This is a genomic window from Streptomyces sp. NPDC045956 (assembly GCF_056430705.1).
Genome location: NZ_JBWKKZ010000002.1, coordinates 98575 through 115200, shown reverse-complemented (window position 1 = coordinate 115200; position 16626 = coordinate 98575). Strand labels below are relative to the sequence as shown.

At 73.6% G+C, this 16626-nt stretch carries 12 protein-coding genes; 4 read left to right on the top strand and 8 right to left on the bottom strand.

Annotated elements, in window-relative coordinates; all coding sequences use genetic code 11:
- Nucleotides 1-117: 117 nt before the first annotated feature.
- The 6 genes from AC07FV_RS06245 to AC07FV_RS06220 all read right to left on the bottom strand — a co-directional run bounded on the left by AC07FV_RS06245 (nt 118) and on the right by AC07FV_RS06220 (nt 9058).
- On the bottom strand, nt 118-1959 hold the full coding sequence (locus AC07FV_RS06245) for an AMP-dependent synthetase/ligase (RefSeq protein WP_479085039.1): 1842 nt from the start codon (nt 1957-1959) through the stop codon (nt 118-120).
- Nucleotides 1960-2184: 225 nt separating this feature from the next.
- Entirely contained in the window at nt 2185-4386 is a 2202-nt protein-coding gene (locus AC07FV_RS06240) for a 3-hydroxyacyl-CoA dehydrogenase NAD-binding domain-containing protein (RefSeq protein ID WP_479085037.1), read from the bottom strand.
- Nucleotides 4387-4434: 48 nt separating this feature from the next.
- Entirely contained in the window at nt 4435-5649 is a 1215-nt protein-coding gene (locus AC07FV_RS06235) for an acetyl-CoA C-acetyltransferase (protein WP_479085036.1), read from the bottom strand.
- An 84-nt stretch (nt 5650-5733) separates the two neighbouring features.
- Nucleotides 5734-6882 (bottom strand): acyl-CoA dehydrogenase family protein, encoded by a 1149-nt coding sequence (locus tag AC07FV_RS06230; RefSeq protein ID WP_479085034.1) that lies wholly within the window; start codon nt 6880-6882, stop codon nt 5734-5736.
- A complete protein-coding gene (locus AC07FV_RS06225) occupies nt 6879-7904 on the bottom strand; it encodes an LLM class F420-dependent oxidoreductase (protein WP_479085033.1) in 1026 nt (341 codons plus the stop codon). The genes AC07FV_RS06230 and AC07FV_RS06225 overlap by 4 nt, the downstream gene beginning before the upstream one ends.
- The gene (locus AC07FV_RS06220; protein WP_479085031.1) at nt 7904-9058 is read right to left on the bottom strand and encodes a CaiB/BaiF CoA transferase family protein; all 1155 of its coding nucleotides are present in this window, start codon (nt 9056-9058) and stop codon (nt 7904-7906) included. Before AC07FV_RS06220 ends, AC07FV_RS06225 begins: the two co-directional genes overlap by 1 nt.
- Before the next feature lie 263 nt (nt 9059-9321).
- On the opposite strand from AC07FV_RS06220, the gene AC07FV_RS06215 reads away from it, so the two are divergent.
- From AC07FV_RS06215 to AC07FV_RS06200, 4 genes are all read left to right on the top strand, one after another.
- Nucleotides 9322-10059 (top strand): TetR/AcrR family transcriptional regulator, encoded by a 738-nt coding sequence (locus AC07FV_RS06215; protein ID WP_479085029.1) that lies wholly within the window; start codon nt 9322-9324, stop codon nt 10057-10059.
- Nucleotides 10060-10132: 73 nt separating this feature from the next.
- Nucleotides 10133-10642 (top strand): DUF4334 domain-containing protein, encoded by a 510-nt coding sequence (locus AC07FV_RS06210; protein WP_479085027.1) that lies wholly within the window; start codon nt 10133-10135, stop codon nt 10640-10642.
- On the top strand, nt 10639-11730 hold the full coding sequence (locus AC07FV_RS06205; RefSeq protein ID WP_479085026.1) for an NAD(P)-dependent alcohol dehydrogenase: 1092 nt from the start codon (nt 10639-10641) through the stop codon (nt 11728-11730). The genes AC07FV_RS06210 and AC07FV_RS06205 overlap by 4 nt, the downstream gene beginning before the upstream one ends.
- Before the next feature lie 153 nt (nt 11731-11883).
- The gene (locus AC07FV_RS06200) at nt 11884-13080 is read left to right on the top strand and encodes a TetR/AcrR family transcriptional regulator (RefSeq protein WP_479085025.1); all 1197 of its coding nucleotides are present in this window, start codon (nt 11884-11886) and stop codon (nt 13078-13080) included.
- A gap of 147 nt (nt 13081-13227) precedes the next feature.
- Here the strand turns inward: AC07FV_RS06200 and AC07FV_RS06195 are convergent, their stop codons facing one another.
- Both AC07FV_RS06195 and AC07FV_RS06190 read right to left on the bottom strand, forming a co-directional pair.
- On the bottom strand, nt 13228-14427 hold the full coding sequence (locus AC07FV_RS06195) for an oxygenase MpaB family protein (protein ID WP_479085024.1): 1200 nt from the start codon (nt 14425-14427) through the stop codon (nt 13228-13230).
- A gap of 182 nt (nt 14428-14609) precedes the next feature.
- Nucleotides 14610-16508, bottom strand: coding sequence for a CASTOR/POLLUX-related putative ion channel (locus AC07FV_RS06190; RefSeq protein ID WP_479085023.1), 1899 nt, complete (start codon nt 16506-16508; stop codon nt 14610-14612).
- Nucleotides 16509-16626: the final 118 nt, after the last annotated feature.

Genomic DNA, 16626 nt, shown 5'->3' with positions numbered 1-16626 from the left:
ACCCCCTCCCCCCCCACCCCCCCCCCCCCCCCCCCCCCCCCCCCCCCCCCCCCCCCTCCCCCCCCCCCCCCCCCCCCCCTGCTGGCCCCCGGGTCCGCGGCCCGGGCAGCCGTCCGCTCACTCCCGGTACAGCTCGGCCAACGCGTCGGCGTACATGTCGCGGATGACACGGCGCCGCATCTTCAGCGAAGGGGTCAGCTCCCCGGTCGCCGGCCCCCACTCCTCGGTCAGCAGCTCATACCGCTTGACCTGCTCGCTGCGGTTGAGCCGGGTGTTGGCGGCGGCCACCGCGCGCTCCACCTCGGCCCGGACGACGGGGTGCCGCGCCAGCCGGGCCGGGCCACCTGCCGTCTCCGCCGCTTCCACGCCGTGGGCCGCGGCCCAGGCCGGGGCGGCCTCCGCGTCGAGCACCAGCAGGGCGACCAGGTAGGAGTGCTCGTCGCCGTGCACCATCGCCTGTCCGATCAGCGGGTGTTCCTTGAGCGCGTTCTCCACCAGGGCCGGCGACACGTTCTTGCCGGTGGAGGTGATGATCATCTCCTTCTTCCGGTCGGTGAGCCAGAGGTAGCCGTCCTCGTCGATCCGGCCGATGTCGCCGGTGGCCAGCCAGCCGTCGGCGTCCAGTTCGGAGCGCACCGAACCGTCCGGCTGGAGGTAGCCGGAGAACACGGAGGTGCCCCGCACCAGGATCTCCCCGTCCTCGGCGACGCGGATCTCCACGGACTCCACCGGGCGTCCCACCGAGCCGAGCCGGAAACCGGTCTTCGGGCTGTTGCTGGTGGCCACGCCGGTGGTCTCGGTCAGCCCCCAGGCGTCCATGATGACGATGCCGAAGCCGGCCCAGAACTCGACCACGTCGGCCGCCATCGGCGCCGACGCGCTGGCCGACCAGGTCACCCGGTCCAGCCCGCCCGCGGCCAGCATGGGCAGCAGCACGTCCTCGCGTACGCGGGTGTAGCGCTTCTCCAGCTCGGCGGGCGGTGTCTCGCCCCGCTCGCGGTACCCGACGTGCTCGCGGGCGACCTCGAAGGCCTCGTCGATGACCGCCCGCTGGTCGGCCGGCATCAGCGACAGCACGGCCCGTACGGCGGCGGACAGCTTCTCCCAGATCCTCGGCACGCCGAAGAACTGCGCGGGGCGCACCTTGCGCACCACCTCGCCGACGCGCGTCGGGTCGGCGCAGAGGCGGACGTGCGAGGCCCGGTGACAGGGCAGGTAGATGCCCAGCATCCGCTCGGCGATGTGGGCGAACGGCAGGTAGCAGATGTGCTCGACGTGCGGGGGCAGTTCGACCACGGCGTCGAGCGCCAGGGCGTTGGACATCACCGCGCGGTGGGTGAGGACGACGCCCTTGGGTTCACCGGTGGTGCCGGAGGTGTACACGACGGTCAGCGGGTCCTCGGGGCGGGCCGCGTCCAGTTCGGCGTCGAAGCCCTCCGGCACCGGCTCGCGCGGCAGGCCGGCGTACGGGACGTGGCCCTCCTCCGCACCGGCCCGGGCCACCACCAGTCGCTCCAGCGGGGTGTCGGCGTCGGCCAGCAAGGGCTCCCACACCGCGACCTGGGCGGCGCCCTCCACCACGGCGAGGCGGGCCCGGCAGTTGCGGGCGATGTGGGTGATCTGCTCGGGGGCCGCGGTGTTGTAGACGCTGACCGGTACCGCGCCGAGGCGGACCAGCGCCAGGTCCGACAGCCAGTGCTCGGGCCGGTTGGTCATCATCATCAGCACGTGGTCGCCGCGGCGGACGCCGAGGGCGTGGTAGCCGGCGGCGAGGCGGCGGGTGTGCTCGTGGATCTCCGCCCAGCCGAACGTCGTCCAGTGGCCGTCCCCGTCCTCCGGCTGCCAGGAGAGGCCGGGCAGTCCCGGGTACGCGCGTGCGTTGCGGGCCAGCAGGTGCGGCAGGGTCCGGTCGGCCGGGTCGTCGGGCAGGTCGGTGGCGGTGCCGGGAGCTGATGTCATCGGGGCCTCCTTGCTGATCGGAAGGGAACGGCCGGCGGCGACCGGGGAGGGGGCCCTGAGGGCGTGCCCGGTGGAGCCGGGGTGCAGCGGGGCGTACCGCCCGCGGGCTCCCGGGGGCGGGGGTGAGGAGCGGGAGGGGGGTCGGGGCGAGGGCCGGGGGCGGGGCCGGGACCGGGAGCCCGCGCACCCCCGGCCGGAGCCACCGGACAGGTCCCTCTGTCGGGATCAGCGGTCGGTGAAGGTCTCCCCCCGCTCGGCCTTGCGCAGCAGCAGTGCGGGCGGGGCGAAGCGCTCGCCGTGTCGTGCGGCCAGTTCCCGCGCGCGGGCCACGCAGCCCGGCAGCCCCGTCCCGAACCGGGCGCCGCCGTCGTAGCCGTTGAGGTACTGCAGGACGCCGCCCGTCCACGGTGGGAATCCGATGCCGAGCAGCGAGCCGACGTTGGCGTCCGCGACCGAGCCCAGCACCCCCTCCTCCAGGCAGCGCACCGCGTCCAGGGCTTCGACGAAGAGCATCCGGTCCATCAGCTCGGTCAGGTCGGCCGGTTGCCCCGCCGGATCGGTGAAGTGTTCGCGCAGTCCCGGCCAGAGCCCGGCGCGCTTGCCGTCGACGTAGTCGTAGAAGCCGGCGCCGCCGGCCCGGCCGGTGCGGCCGAACTCGTCGATCATGCGGTCCACCACCGCGTCCGCGGGATGCGGTTGCCAGGTGCGGCCCGACGCTTCGGCCGCGCTGCGGTTCTCCTCGCGGATCCGGCGCGGGAGGGTGAGGGTGAGTTCGTCCATCAGGCCGAGGACCCTTGCCGGGTAGCCGGCCTGGGCGGCGGCCTGCTCGACGGAGGCCGGCTCGATGCCCTCCCCGACCATGGCGACGCCCTCGTCGAGGAAGCGTCCGATGACACGGGAGGTGAAGAACCCGCGCGAGTCGTTGACCACGATCGGCGTCTTGCCGAGCCGGCGCACCAGGTCGAAGGCCCGCGCCAGCGCCTCGTCCCCCGTCTCCTCCCCCTTGACGATCTCCACCAGCGGCATCCTGTCGACCGGTGAGAAGAAGTGCAGGCCGACGAAGTCCCGCGGCCGCCCGACCCCCTTGGCGAGGACGGTGATGGGCAGGGTGGAGGTGTTCGAGCACAGCAGCGCGTCCGGCGCGACGACCTCCTGCACCTCCTGGAACACCTGGTGCTTGACACCCGTGTCCTCGAAGACCGCCTCGATCACGGCGTCGCAGCCGGCCAGGTCCCGGACGTCGGTCGTCGCGGTGATGCGGGCCAGCAGGGCGTCCGCCTGCTCCCGGGTGGTCCGGCCGCCGGACACGGCTCGGGCGCACAGCCGCTCGGAGTGGGCCCGGCCCCGCGCCGCCGCCTCGGCGGAGACGTCCTTCAGGACGACGTCGAGCCCGGCCCGGGCACAGGAGTGGGCGATGCCCGCGCCCATCATGCCCGCCCCGAGCACGCCCACCCGGGTCACCCCGCGCGGTGCGACGCCCGCCGGCCGGCCGGCACCGGAGTCGACCGCCTGGAGGTCGAAGAAGTACCCCTGGATCATGTTCTTGGTGATCTGCCCGGTGACCAGTTCCGTCAGGTACCCGGCCTCCACCACGAAGGCCGTGTCCAGGTCGACCTGGGAGCCCTCCACGGCCGCCGCGAGGATGCCGCGCGCGGCCGGGCACGGGGCGCCGCCCGTCTTCCTGGTCAGGAGCGCGGTCAGGGCGGGGAGCCGCGCGGCCAGCTCCGGGTCCGCGGGAGTGCCGCCGGGGATGCGGTGGCCGGGGGCGTCCCAGGGCTGCGTGGACCGCGGGTGCGCGTCGATGAAGGCGCGGGCCGCCGCGAGCAGTTCGCCCGGGCCGGCGGCGATCTCGTCGACGAGACCCGCCTCGAGGGCGCGCGCCGGACCGTACCGGGTGCCTTCCAGGAGCACCTTCCGCAGCGCGTCCACGACGCCGAACATGCGGACCGTGCGGGTCACTCCGCCGCCGCCGGGGAGCAGCCCGAAGGTGACCTCGGGGAGCCCGACCAGGGCGGCGGGGCTGTCCAGCACCACACGGTGGTGGCAGGCCAGGGCGATCTCGTAACCCCCGCCCAGCGCCGCGCCGTTGATCGCGGCGACCACGGGTGCGCCCAGGGTCTCCAGGACGCGCAGCGCGCGCTTGACGCGCATCCCGGCCTCGAAGGAGGCGCCCGCGGTCTCCGGTGTGACGGAGATCAGGTCGCGGAGGTCGCCGCCGGCGAAGAAGCTCTTCTTGGCGGAGGTGACGATGACGCCCCGGACGGAGTCACGGCGCTCCGCCAGCCGCGCCGCGACGGCGTCCAGCGAGTCGATGAACGCGGCGTTCATGGTGTTGACGGACTGGTCCGGGTCGTCGAGGACGAGGGTGACGACGCGGTCGTCGCTCTCCTCCCAGCGGATGGTGGTGGGCCGTGCGGTGGTGTCCATGGCTGAGGTCTCCCGGGAAGGCGGACGGCTGCGGGTCCGGACGGTCGGTCAGAGGCGTTCGACGACGGTGGCGATGCCCATGCCGCCGCCGACGCACAGGGTCGCCAGCCCGTACCGCAGGTCGCGTCGCGCCAGTTCGTCGACGAGGGTGCCGAGGATCATCGCGCCGGTGGCGCCGAGGGGATGCCCCATGGCGATCGCCCCGCCGTTGACGTTGACCTTGTCCAGGCTCAGGCCCAGGTCCTTGGCGTAGCGCAGGACCACGGCGGCGAAGGCCTCGTTGATCTCGACGAGGTCGATGTCGCCGATGGTCAGCCCGGCCTTGGTGAGCGCCTTGCGGGAGGCGGGCGCGGGTCCGGTCAGCATGATCGTGGGGTCGGCCCCGGACACCGCCGCGGAGACGATCCGGGCGCGCGGGGTCAGGCCGTGGCGCTCGCCGGCCTCCGCGCTGCCGAGGACGACGAGGGCGGCGCCGTCGACGATGCCGGAGGAGTTGCCCGCGTGGTGGACGTGGTCGATCCGCTCCACCCAGTGGTACTTCTGGAGCGCCACCGCGTCGAAGCCGGCCGTTTCGCCCGGCCGCGCGAAGGAGGGGGTCAGCCCGGCCAGGCTCTCGGCGGTGGTGCCGGGCCGCATGTGCTCGTCCCGGTCGAGGACCAGCCGCCCGGTGCGGTCCCGCACGGGGACGACGGAGCGCTCGAAGCGCCCGTCCTTCCAGGCTGCGGCGGCCCGCTCCTGGGAGAGCGCGGCGTAGGAGTCCACGTCGTGCCGGGAGAAGCCCTCCAGCGTGGCGATCAGGTCGGCGCCGATGCCCTGCGGGACGAAGCCGGTGGCGTGCGCGGTCCGCGGGTCCAGGGCCCAGGCGCCGCCGTCACTGCCCATCGGGACCCGTGACATGGACTCCACGCCGCCCGCCAGCACCAGGTCCTCCCAGCCCGAACGGATCTTCGCCGCAGCGAGGTTGACGGCTTCGAGTCCGGAGGCGCAGAAGCGGTTCTCCTGTACGCCCGCCACCGTGTCCGGCAGTCCCGCGAGGAGGGCGGCCGTCCGGGCGATGTCCGCGCCCTGGTCGCCCAGGGGGCTGACCACGCCGAGCACGATGTCGTCGACGGCCGCCGGGTCGAGGTCCGGGAAGCGGCGGAGGGTCTCGTGGATCAGGCCGACGACCAGGTCGACCGGTTTGGTGCCGTGCAGGGCCCCGCCGGCCCTGCCGCGTCCGCGCGGGGTGCGGATCGCGTCGTACACGTACGCGTCGGTGCTCACCTTAGGTGCCTTCCGGGTCGGGTGGGTCGGAGATCGCGGACACCGCGTACGGGTGGCCGGCGGTGGTACGGGTCCGGTGCGGACTCAGTGGAGCAGCGAGCGGCCGATGATCTCCTTCATGATCTCGGTGGTGCCGCCGTAGATGGTCTGGACCCGGCTGTCGAGGAACGCCCGGGCGACGCGGTACTCGCTCATGTAGCCGTAGCCGCCGTGCAGTTGGAGACAGCGGTCGACGACGCGCTTCTGCAGTTCGGTGGCCCACCACTTGGCCATCGAGGCGTGCACGGCGTCGAGCCGCCCCTGGCCGTGCTCGGTGACGCACCGGTCGACGAAGGCCCGGGTGACGGCGGTCTCGGTGGCCATCTCGGCGATCTCGAAGCGGATGTGCTGGAGGCCGGACAGCGGTCTGCCGAAGGCCTCGCGTTCCTTGACGTACCGCGTGGTGACGTCGAGGATCTCCTCCGCCGCGGCGGCGGCGCCGATGGCGATGGCCAGGCGCTCCTGGGCCAGGTTGCCCATGAGGTAGGTGAAGGCCCGGTTCTCCTCCCCCAGCAGGTTCGCCTTGGGGACCCGCACGTCGTCGAAGAACAGTTCGGCGGTGTCCTGGGCCTTCTGGCCGATCTTGTCGAGGTTGCGGCCGCGTGCGAAACCCTCCGCTCCGCGCTCGACGACCAGCAGGCTCTGTCCGCCGCTGCCGCCCTCGGGGGTGGTGCGGGCGACCACGACGACGAGGTCGGCGAGGATGCCGTTGGAGATGAAGGTCTTGGCCCCGTTGAGCAGGTAGTGGTCGCCCTCGTCGGTGGCGGTGGTGCGGATGCCCTGGAGGTCGGAGCCGGCGCCGGGTTCGGTCATGGCGATGGCGGTGACGAGGTCGCCGGAGGTGAAGCCGGGCAGCCAGCGCCGCTTCTGCTCCTCGTCGGCGAGCCGGGTCAGGTACGGGCCGACGATGTCGTTGTGCAGGCTCAGGGCCAGCCCGGAGGCCCCGGCGCGGGCGAACTCCTCGATGAGGACGGCGCTGTAGCGGAAGTCATCGGTGCCGCCGCCCCCGTACTCCTCGGCCACGGCCATGCCGAGCAGGCCCTGCCGGCCGGCCGAGCGCCAGACCTCGCGGTCGACGACGCCTTCCTTCTCCCAGCGTTCGTGGTGCGGGGCCACCTCCTTGCTGAGGAAGGCCCGCACCGTCTCGCGGAATGCCTCGTGGTCGGGACCGTACAGACGGCGTTCCAGTGTCACAGCCAACTCCTCACGCGCTCGATCAGCCGAGCGTGGTCGGGACCGACGGGGGTGACGTTGAGCATCGTCACGCCCGCCTCGCGGAAGACCTCGACGCGGTCGCGGACGTAGCCCTCGGGGCCGGCCAGGCACAGCCGCTCCAGCAGTTCGGCCGGGACGGCGGCCTCCGCGTCCTTCTTGCGGCCGGCGAGGTAGTGCTCCTGGACGGCGGCCGCGGCGGCCTCGTATCCGTAGGAGCAGACCAGGTCGTGGTAGAAGTTGCGGCCCGGCGCGCCCATGCCGCCGACGTACAGGGCGACGGTGGGACGCATCAGGTCGCGGACGGCCTCGGCGTCGTCGCCGACGGCGAGGAGCCCGCCCGCGACGACGGACAGCGGCCCGAGCGCGGGATCGCGCCGCGCGGTGCCCTCGGCGAGCGGCTTGCCCCAGACCTCGGCGGCGTGCTCGGGGACGTAGAGGAAGGGCAGCCAGCCGTCGGCGATCTCGGCGGTCATCCGGACGTTGGCCGGGCCGAGGGCGGCGACGTGCACGGGGATGGTGTCGCGGACCGGGTGGTTCAGCAGCTTGAGCGGCTTGCCGGCCGTGCCCCCCTTCTCCGGCGGCAGGGGCAGGTCGGTGATGCCGTGGTGCTCGATCACCTCGCGCCGCCAGATCCGCCGGGACAGCTCGATCACCTCGCGGGTGCGGCCCAGCGGGCGGTCGTAGCGGCGGCCGTGCCAGCCCTCGACGACCTGCGGCCCGGAGGCGCCGATGCCGAGCAGGGCGCGGCCGCCGGTGAGGGCGTCGAGTCCGGCGGCGGTCTGGGCGATCAGTGCGGGGGTGCGCGAGTAGACGTTGAGGATCGCCGAGCCGATCCGCATCCGCTCGGTCCGTGCGGCGAGGTACCCCATGACGGTCGGGGAGTCGAAGCCGTAGGCCTCGGCCACCCACACGGCGTCGAGGCCCGCGGACTCCAGGGCGGCGGCCCGGTCCGCGGCGGCGCGCGGATCGCCGGCGTAGGCGAGGGGGGAGGACAGTTCCATCAGCGGTGGTCCTTCAGCAGTTCGGGTACGTCCCAGTCGCGGGCCACGTCGGGGGTGTGGGCGCCGGGGACGGCCGGCGGGCGCCGGAGGGTGCCGGGGGTGCGGGAGAAGCGGGGGGCCGGCGCGGGCTGGGTCACGCCGAACGCCTCGGTGTAGGTGCCGCGTGCGCTCAGGTGCGGGTGGCCGGCCGCCTCGTGCAGCGAGAGCACGGGGGCGACACAGGCGTCGGTGCCTTCGAAGACGGCTGTCCACTCCTGTCGGGTGGCGGTCTTGAACCGGGCGGTGAACAGGGCGCGCAGCTCGGGCCAGTTGCGTGGGTCGGTGCGGTCGGGCAGCTCCTCGGCGTCCAGGTCCAGGAGGGCCACGTACGCCGCGTAGAACTGCGGTTCCAGGGCGCCGACCGCCATCCAGCCGCCGTCGGCGGTCTCATAGACGCCGTAGTGGGGGCAGCCTCCGTCGAGGAGGTTGCGGCCGCGGTCGTCGCGCCAGGTGCCCTCGGCGAGCATGCCCCAGAACATGGCGGTCAGGTGGGCGGTGCCGTCCACGATCGCGGCGTCCACCACCTGGCCGCGGCCGGTGGCACGGGCGGTGAGCAGCGCGGCGAGGACGCCGGTGGCCAGGTAGAGGGAGCCGCCCGCGTAGTCGCCCAGCAGGTTGACGGGGAGGGCGGGCGGCCCGTCCGGTGCGCCGATCATGGAGAGGGCTCCGGTGGTGGCGATGTACCCGACGTCGTGTCCGGCCCGGGGCGCGAGGGGCCCGTGCTGGCCCCAGCCGGTCATCCTGCCGTACACCAGCGCGGGGTTGGCGGCCGTGCACTCCTCGGGTCCGATCCCTAGCCGCTCGGCGACACCGGGACGGTACCCTTCCAGCAGGATCTCGGCGCGTGCCGCCAGCGCCCGCACGGTCCGGGGGCCCTCGGGGGTCTTCAGGTCGACCACCACGGAGCGCTTGTTGCGGTTGGTGACGTCGTGGGAGGGGGCGCCGCCGAGCGGTGAGGGGCCGGGGCGGTCCACGCGCACCACGTCGGCGCCCAGGTCGGCGAGGAGCATCGCGGCGAACGGGCCGGGGCCGATCCCCGCCAGTTCGACCACGCGCACGCCGTCGAGCGGTCCCGCGGTGCGAGGGCCGGGAGGGTCGGGGCGGTGAGGGCTCATGGGTTCCTTTCCCGGAGCGCGGCGGACACACCGCCTGGCTCGACCGAGGACTTACTGAGCGTTCGCTAAAACGTAGGAGCGGGACGGCGACCGGTCAACTCCCCTGACAGGTCGAGTTTTCGAGGGATCACGTCGGGGAAGTGACCTCAGGCGAAGAGAAGTTCACCGAAATTCCTGATCGATCGCTAAGTAACCTTGAGGGAGATTTTCCGCAGGCGGGGCCGTACCATGTGGCCGACCGCCGTCCGTCCCGAGGAGAGCCGTTGAACACCGAGCCGAGCCAGGACCCCACGCCCCCGGCGGCACACTGGCGCTCCTACGGACCGCTGGACCTGCACCCGATCCTGCTGCACGCCATGGAGGCCTTCAACGAGCAGGGCTACCACGGCACTTCGGTCCGTGACATCGCCGGCCGGGTAGGCGTCACCGTGCCCGCGCTGTACTACCACTACGCGAACAAGCAGGCCCTGCTGGCCACCCTGCTGGAGACCTCCATCAAGGACGTCCTGGACCGCTGCCGGTCCGCGGCCGGCGAGGGCGGGGACGACCCGCTGGCCCGCTTCAGCGGCATGGTCGAGTCGATCGTGCTCTACATGGCGCACCGGCGGCGGCTGGCCTTCCTGGACACCGAGATCCGCAGCCTGGAGCCCGAGAACCGGGCCCGTTACGTCGCCCTGCGCGACTACCTCGAACACATGCTGCTGGACACGGTCGAGGCGGGCCGGGCGCAGGGCGTCTTCACCACGCCGATCCCGGCCGACGCCGTGCGTTCGGTGCTCATCATGTGCCAGGGCGTCGCCAACTGGTTCCGCGCGGACGGCCCTCTCAGCGCCGAGGAGGTCGCCGAACGCCACGTCCTGCTCAGCCTCGGCACCGTGGGCCACCCCGGCGTGGTCACCGGCGCCACGACGCTGCCGCTCCCCCGGCGCTCCTCGCCGCGCGTCCCCTCCCCCGCCCGGACTCCCGCCGACCGGGACACCGCACCGCCCGTGCCGCGCTGAGGCGCGGGACACCGCGCGTCCCCTGCCCCCACCCCCCGAGACCCTCCGCGACTCCAGCCGAGAGGACACCCGCATGGACCTGCCCGAGGCCCGCGCCCGCTTCCAGCAGCTCAGGAAGGCGGACGGTCGCGTCGTCGCCGCCGAACTCGACGACATCTGGACCGTGTTGCCCACCGCCCGCCCCGAGGAGATCCTCGGTGAGTGGAAGGGCGGCGAGTTCGACACCGGTCACCCGCTCAACGGCGTGCTGGCGCAGGCCGACTGGTACGGCAAGACGTTCGCCTCCGTGCACGACGCCAAGCCGCTGATCTGCCGCGACGCGGAGGGCGCGCTGTACTCCAACCGCGAGCTGGGCCAGGGCGAGGCCAGCCTGTGGACCGTCGAGTTCCGCGGCGAGGCGACGGCCACCATGGTCTACGACGGCAGGCCGGTCCTCGACCACTTCAAGTGGGTGGACGACACCACGCTGATGGGAATCATGAACGCCAAGGGAGTTCCGGCCGAGGGCCCCTACTACTACTTCTTCCTCGAGCGCGCTCCGGAGCCCCCGCACGAGGGCGCACGGGCCGGCGCGGGCTCGTGAGACGTGTCCGCGCGGCGGTCAGCGCGGCGCCGGGCGCCCCGTTCGCCGTCCGGGAGGCGGACCTGGAGGATCCGCGGCCGGACGAGGTGCTGGTGAGGATGACCGCGGCGGGCGTCTGCCACACCGACCTGGGGATGCGGGACGCCTGGCCCGGCCGGCTCACCCCGATGGTCTTCGGACACGAGGGCGCGGGCCGGGTCGAAGCGGTGGGCCCGGAGGTGACGGGGGTCGCACCCGGCGACCACGTCTGCCTCACCTTCGCCAGTTGCGGCGCCTGCGAGCAGTGTGCGGCCGACCAGCCGGCCTACTGCCACGAGGCGCGGGCGAGGAACTTCTCCGGCGGCCGCCCGGACGGCACCACTCCGCTCTCCGTCGACGGCACGCCGCTCCGCGCGGGCTTCTTCGGTCAGTCCAGCTTCGCCACCCACGCCGTCGTCCACGCCCGCGGCGTGGTCAAGGTGCCTGCCGATCTGCCCGCGTCGGTGGCCGCGCCGCTGGGCTGCGGAGGCCAGACGGGCGCGGGCACCGTACTCAACCGGCTGCGCCCCGAGCCGGGCTCCTCGCTGGTCGTCCTGGGCGCGGGCGGGGTCGGCCTCAGCGCACTGATGGCCGCGGTGGCCGTGGGCTGCGACCCGGTGGTGGCCGTCGATCCGGTCGCCTCCCGCCGCGCCCTGGCCAGCGGGCTCGGCGCCGCGGCGGCCCTGGCCCCCGGGGACGGTCTGGTGGCGGCCCTGCACGAACTGACCGGCGGTGGCGCGCACCACGTCGTCGACACCACCGGCCGTCCCGAGACGGCCCGCCAGGCCGTCGGCGCGCTGCGCCCGCGCGGCGAGCTGGCCCTCCTCGGCCTCGGTGGCGAGGTGGCGTTCGACGTGACGACGCTGCTCGCCAAGGGCGTCCGGGTGCACGGGCTGATCGAGGGGGACTCCGATCCCCGGCGCTTCCTGCCCGAGCTGATCGACCTGCACCGGCGTGGCCTCTTCCCCCTCGACCGGCTGGTCACCACGTTCCCGTTCGAGGACATCGGCGCGGCCGTGGCGGCCATGGAGGACGGGAGCGTGGTCAAACCGGTCCTCACCTTCGCCTGAGGCACCGTGCCGTCGCCGGGAGCCGCGGTGCCGGGGTACCGGGGTACCGGGGTGTGCGTCCCTCACGCACCGCACGCGGTGGCCGCAGGGGGTGCCCCGGGGGTCCGCGCCGAGGGGGACGGGCCGCTGACGGCGTGTGATTGACTGCTGCGCATGGCTCCCGCCTCCCCACCCGCCCGTCCCGGGGCGACCGCCGGTCCGGCCGCGGCCACGCGGCCCCGCAACCGCAAGCAGCTCATCGTCGACGCGGCGGGACGGGTCTTCAGCGAGCGCGGCTACCACAAGGCGTCCATGGAGGAGGTCGCCGCCGGCGTGGGGATCACCGCGGCCGCTCTCTACCGGCACTTCCCCAACAAGTACGCGCTGTTCGCCGAGTGCGCCCACGTCATGGTGGACCGACTGGTCGCCGCCCTCGACGAGGTGCCGTCCGACGCGGCCCTGTCCGAGGTGCTCACCGCCCTCACCCGGGTCGCCGTCGCGCACCGCGCTTCGGGCGGCGTGTACCGCTGGGAGGCCCGTTACCTCGACCGAGCGGACCGCCGGCGTCTCGCGGTGAAGTTCGCCCGCCTCGTCGGGCGGGTCGACGAGGCGGTCCAGCGCGAGCACCCGCTGCCCGACGAGCGGCTGCGGGCCATGGCGGCGCTCGGTGCGATCGGCTCCATCTCGATGCACCACACGTCCATCGCCGGGCGGCGGGCCGAGAGCCTGCTGCTGGCCTCCGCGCTGCGGGTGGCGGCGACCGATCCGTCCGCCGGCCGGCCGGCCGCGCATTCCGTACGGCTGCCGGTCCGGCCGGTGCCGCGCACGCGCCGCGCGGAGATCCTCGCGGCGGCCATCCCGCTGTTCGCCCGGGACGGGTTCGCCAACGTCACCAACGGGCAGATCGCCGAGGCGGTGGGGCTGACCCCCTCCGCGCTCTACCGCCACTACCCCGGCAAGGTCGACATCCTGGCCGAAGCCTGCCTCCAGGCGGCGGGACTGCTGGCCCAGGGGGTGGAGCAGAGCCTGCACGAGGTGACCGACCCGCACGACGCCGTCGTGGCGCTGGCGGCGACGTACGTGGCCTACTGCTTCGAGTGCACCGAGCTGAACAGCGTCGCCGAGGCCGAGCTGGCGGGCGTGCCGGCCGACCTTCGGCGGCCCCTGGTCCTCGCGCAGCGCAACCACATCGCCGTCTGGGAGCAGCAGGTGCGGCTGACCCGTCCGGAGCTGGATCCGCGCCAGGCCCGGGTGCTGGTGCACGCGGGGTTCGGGGTGGTGGTCGAGGCGGGGCGCAGACTGCGGTGGCGGGACAGCCCGGACCACCGTGCGGCCGTGACCGCCCTGGTCGTGGGTGCGCTGGGGCTGTGAACGGCCGTCGCGGCCCGGCGACGGCGGGGTGGCGCGGGACGAGGACGGGGCGGCACGCGTGTGAGGCTCCCTCCCGCGCGTGCCGCCCCGTCGCCCGTCGTCGGTCCCGGTGCCGCGGGACCGATGCGGGTGGGCCGGACCGTCGGCTCAGCCCTTCCTGTTGCCGGTGGGGATCGTGATGGGGGTGGTCTTCCCCGAGGTCCCCTTGTTGAGGAACAGCATGGCCAGGGAGCGCACGAACTGGTCGAACATGTAGAAGGTGCCGGGCATCACGGGCGAGAGCCCTTCGCGGAACAGGATGAAGGCCGGCCACGCGGTGCGGACCAGGGCCGCCGACGCGTAGTCGCGCTTCAGCCCCAGCCAGTCGCCGACGTCGTCACTGAGGACGTAGCGCACGAACTCGTTCAGGAACCCGCGCGTGACACCGAGGTCGATCTGCGCGGTCAGTCCGAGCAGTTCCTCGGCCAGCGCGATGCCCTCGGTCGACGGCGAGAGGATCGGGGTGAGCAGCTGCGCCGACTGCTTCTCGGCCGCCGCCCAGGTCCGGGGTATGTGCTCGTAGGGCACCCCCAGCAGGTGGACCGCGACCTGCCACGAGTGCAGGAACGCCTCCTGGTCCGCCGCCGGGTACGGGATCCGCCAGTCGAGCAGCTTCCGGTGGACGTAGGTGCCGAGGCTGTGGAAGGTGACCAGGATGTCGGCGGCGCTGATCGGTATGGACTCGTCGGCGACGGCCCGCCAGTGCGGCGACTGGGGCAGCAGGTGACGGACCGCGGCGTGCACCACGCGGGTCTTGTTGGCGGTGACGACGAACTGGCCCCTCGGCTCGAAGGCGCCCAGCTCGGCCAGGTCGTAGCCGAAGGTGAACGTCTTGGCCGCCCGGTCCTGCATGTCGGCGCCGCCCGCCGACCAGTAGACGCTCTTGGCCTCGCGCGGGATCACGGTGCTCATGATGCCGCTGCCGAGCCCGTACAGCATGAAGAGGTACGTGTCCCTGCGCCGGTTGAAGTCGGCGGCGCGGGCCAGTTTGACGGGGTCCGCCCACGAGGGCAGCCGGTTGACCTGCCGCAGGTACGCGGTGAACTCGGCCGGCAGGCCCCCGGGCAGCGGGTCGTTGTTGTTCACCCAGGACGCCCACGCGGTGTTGATCGCCGGCACGTGTCCCTTGTCGAGCATCGAGGCCATCAGCGGATCCGCCGCCTCGTCCCAGATCCACTCCGGACCGGTCCCCGCGGCGGCCTTGCCCGCCGTCCCCGTCGAGGCCCATGCCTGGACGGGGTTGGTCACGCCCACGATGCCGAGTGCGACGCCGAGCGACAGAGCCTTTCGCCTGCTGAGGTTCTCCATTGACTTACCTGCTTCCCTGAGGGGCCAGATGGTTCCAGGTGCGCTCGCAGACCTGCGAAATGCGCGTCCGAGGCGTGATGGCCCTCGCCGCACAGATGTGATTTCCGATTAACATAGCGAGGTGCGTTGCCGTCGGCAATGGTGAGGACCGAGGGCTCGTGTCCGACGTCGCCGGCCGTCCGTCAGTCCGCGCCGATGACGACCACTTCGTCCCCGGCCGCCCAGCGGCGCCGCTCGCCCTTGGGCGGATTGATCCGCACTCCGTAGCCGGGGCTCGACGTCGAGCCGTCCAGGCTCCGGTAGCCGATGGCGCATTCGCCGCGGCGCCGTGCCGCGGCCACCACCGTGGCGAAGGACGTCTCGCGCCCGGTCGGCACGTAGTCCCCGGCCGGCCGCAGCCGGACCCCCGCGCCCTCCGCGGAGAACAGTTCCTCGAACACCGCCGCCAGGTGCCGGTTCTGGGAGATCTGTGCCATGAGCAGGCCGATGAGCTTGCCGCTGATGATCACGTCGGCTCCCGGGCCGATGGGAGCCAGGGGCCGGTTGCGGTCGTCGATCAGCTCGGTGACCACGGGCAGTTCCCGCCCGCTGGTCTCCTCCATCCGGCGCAGCAGCAGGAGGGTGACGAGCGTGCGGTTGTCGGGATCCTCCGCCGGCTGCCCGCGGTCGGGATCCCGGCCGAGCACGATCACGCTGTCGTAGGAGTGGACGTCCAGGCGTCGCAGGGTCTCCGGGCGGGTGACGTCGCCGTGGTGCAGCGTCAGGCTCATGCCGGTGCCGCCGCCCTCGCCGGCCTCCTCCACCTGACGGTCCGTCACCTCGTCGGGCTCCGCCACCACGTCGACGGCGGATCCGGGCAGGGCACGGCGGCACAGCTGGTCGACCATCAGCGGTGCCCGACGGTTCCAGCCCAGCAGGAGGACGCGCTCGGCCCGGGCCGGTGTCGGCGGTCCGGAGACGATCGCCGCCTCGTCCACCAGACCCGCGCAGTCGGCCGTCCGGGCCGTGTCGTCGTCCTCGGTGATGACGACGAGCAGGTCGCCCGGGGCGAGGGGCGTCTCGGGCGGCGGACTGAGCAGCGGGGTGCCCGCGCGCACCAGCCCGACCACGCTCGACGTGGGGTAGGACAGCAGCGCGTCGCCGAACGGGCGGCCGGTCAGGGGCCCCGCGCCGACCAGGTAGAACTCGTCGCCGGCGAAGTCGAGGAGTTCCTGGTGGACGAGGGAGATCCCGGGGCGGCGGGCGGCCTGGACGATCAGCCGGGCGGTGACGGTGTCGCTCTCCAGCACGATGCCGCCCGGCCCGGCGGCGAGACGGGCGGCCAGGCGGTACCGCTCGTCCCGGACGGCGGCGACGACGGGCGGACGGTGCGCCGCCCCCGCCAGGGCCGCCCTGAGCGCCAGCAGCGTCTTGACCACCTCGGCGTCGGCCTCGGGCTCGTCGTGCGGCAGGACCAGCACGACACCGGCCGTGGCCGGGCTGGCCAGGGGAAGCACGGTGGGGTCGGTGGGGGGACCGCTGCGGCAGATCAGCCGCGTACGGCCGACGGAGCCCAGCTTCGTGCCCAGGGCCTCCTCCATGAGGGTCTTGTCACGGTCGGCCAGCACCGCCACCGCGGCCCGCCGCTGGTTGGCGTTGGCGGCCACCAGTTCGCTCACCACGGTGAAGACCTGCTCCGACCAGCCCAGGACCACGGCGTGCCCGTGTTCGAGCACGGTGGAACGGCCCCGGCGCAACGCGGTGAGCCGGTCCGTGAGCGCCGTCGTGACCAGGCCGACGAGCGTCGAGACGTACAGCAGGGTGACCAGCGCGAGCAGCACCGACATCGTCACCCGCAGTGGCGTGCCCGTCGCCCCGCCCAGCCGCAGGGTCTCCCCGGTGAGCCGCCACACCTCCGCCAGCCGGTCCGCCGGGGACGCCGGCGCGTCGGGGTCGGTCCACACCACCACCGCACTGGCCGGTACGACCACGGCCAGGCACAGCAGGGCCATCCAGCCGACGAGAGCGGCGGCGCCGCGGGCCAGCGTGCTGTCGAACCAGTAGCGGGCTCTGTCACCCAACGGAGTGCGCCGCTGCGCCACCCTTCCCCCTTCATCGCGTCGCACCCCGCGGGCCGCGTCGGCCTCGCGTACGCGATGTGCCGCGCGGGCCCGCCGGAGAGCACGGCCTCGGGCACACCAGTCGCAGTGTGCGGGACCG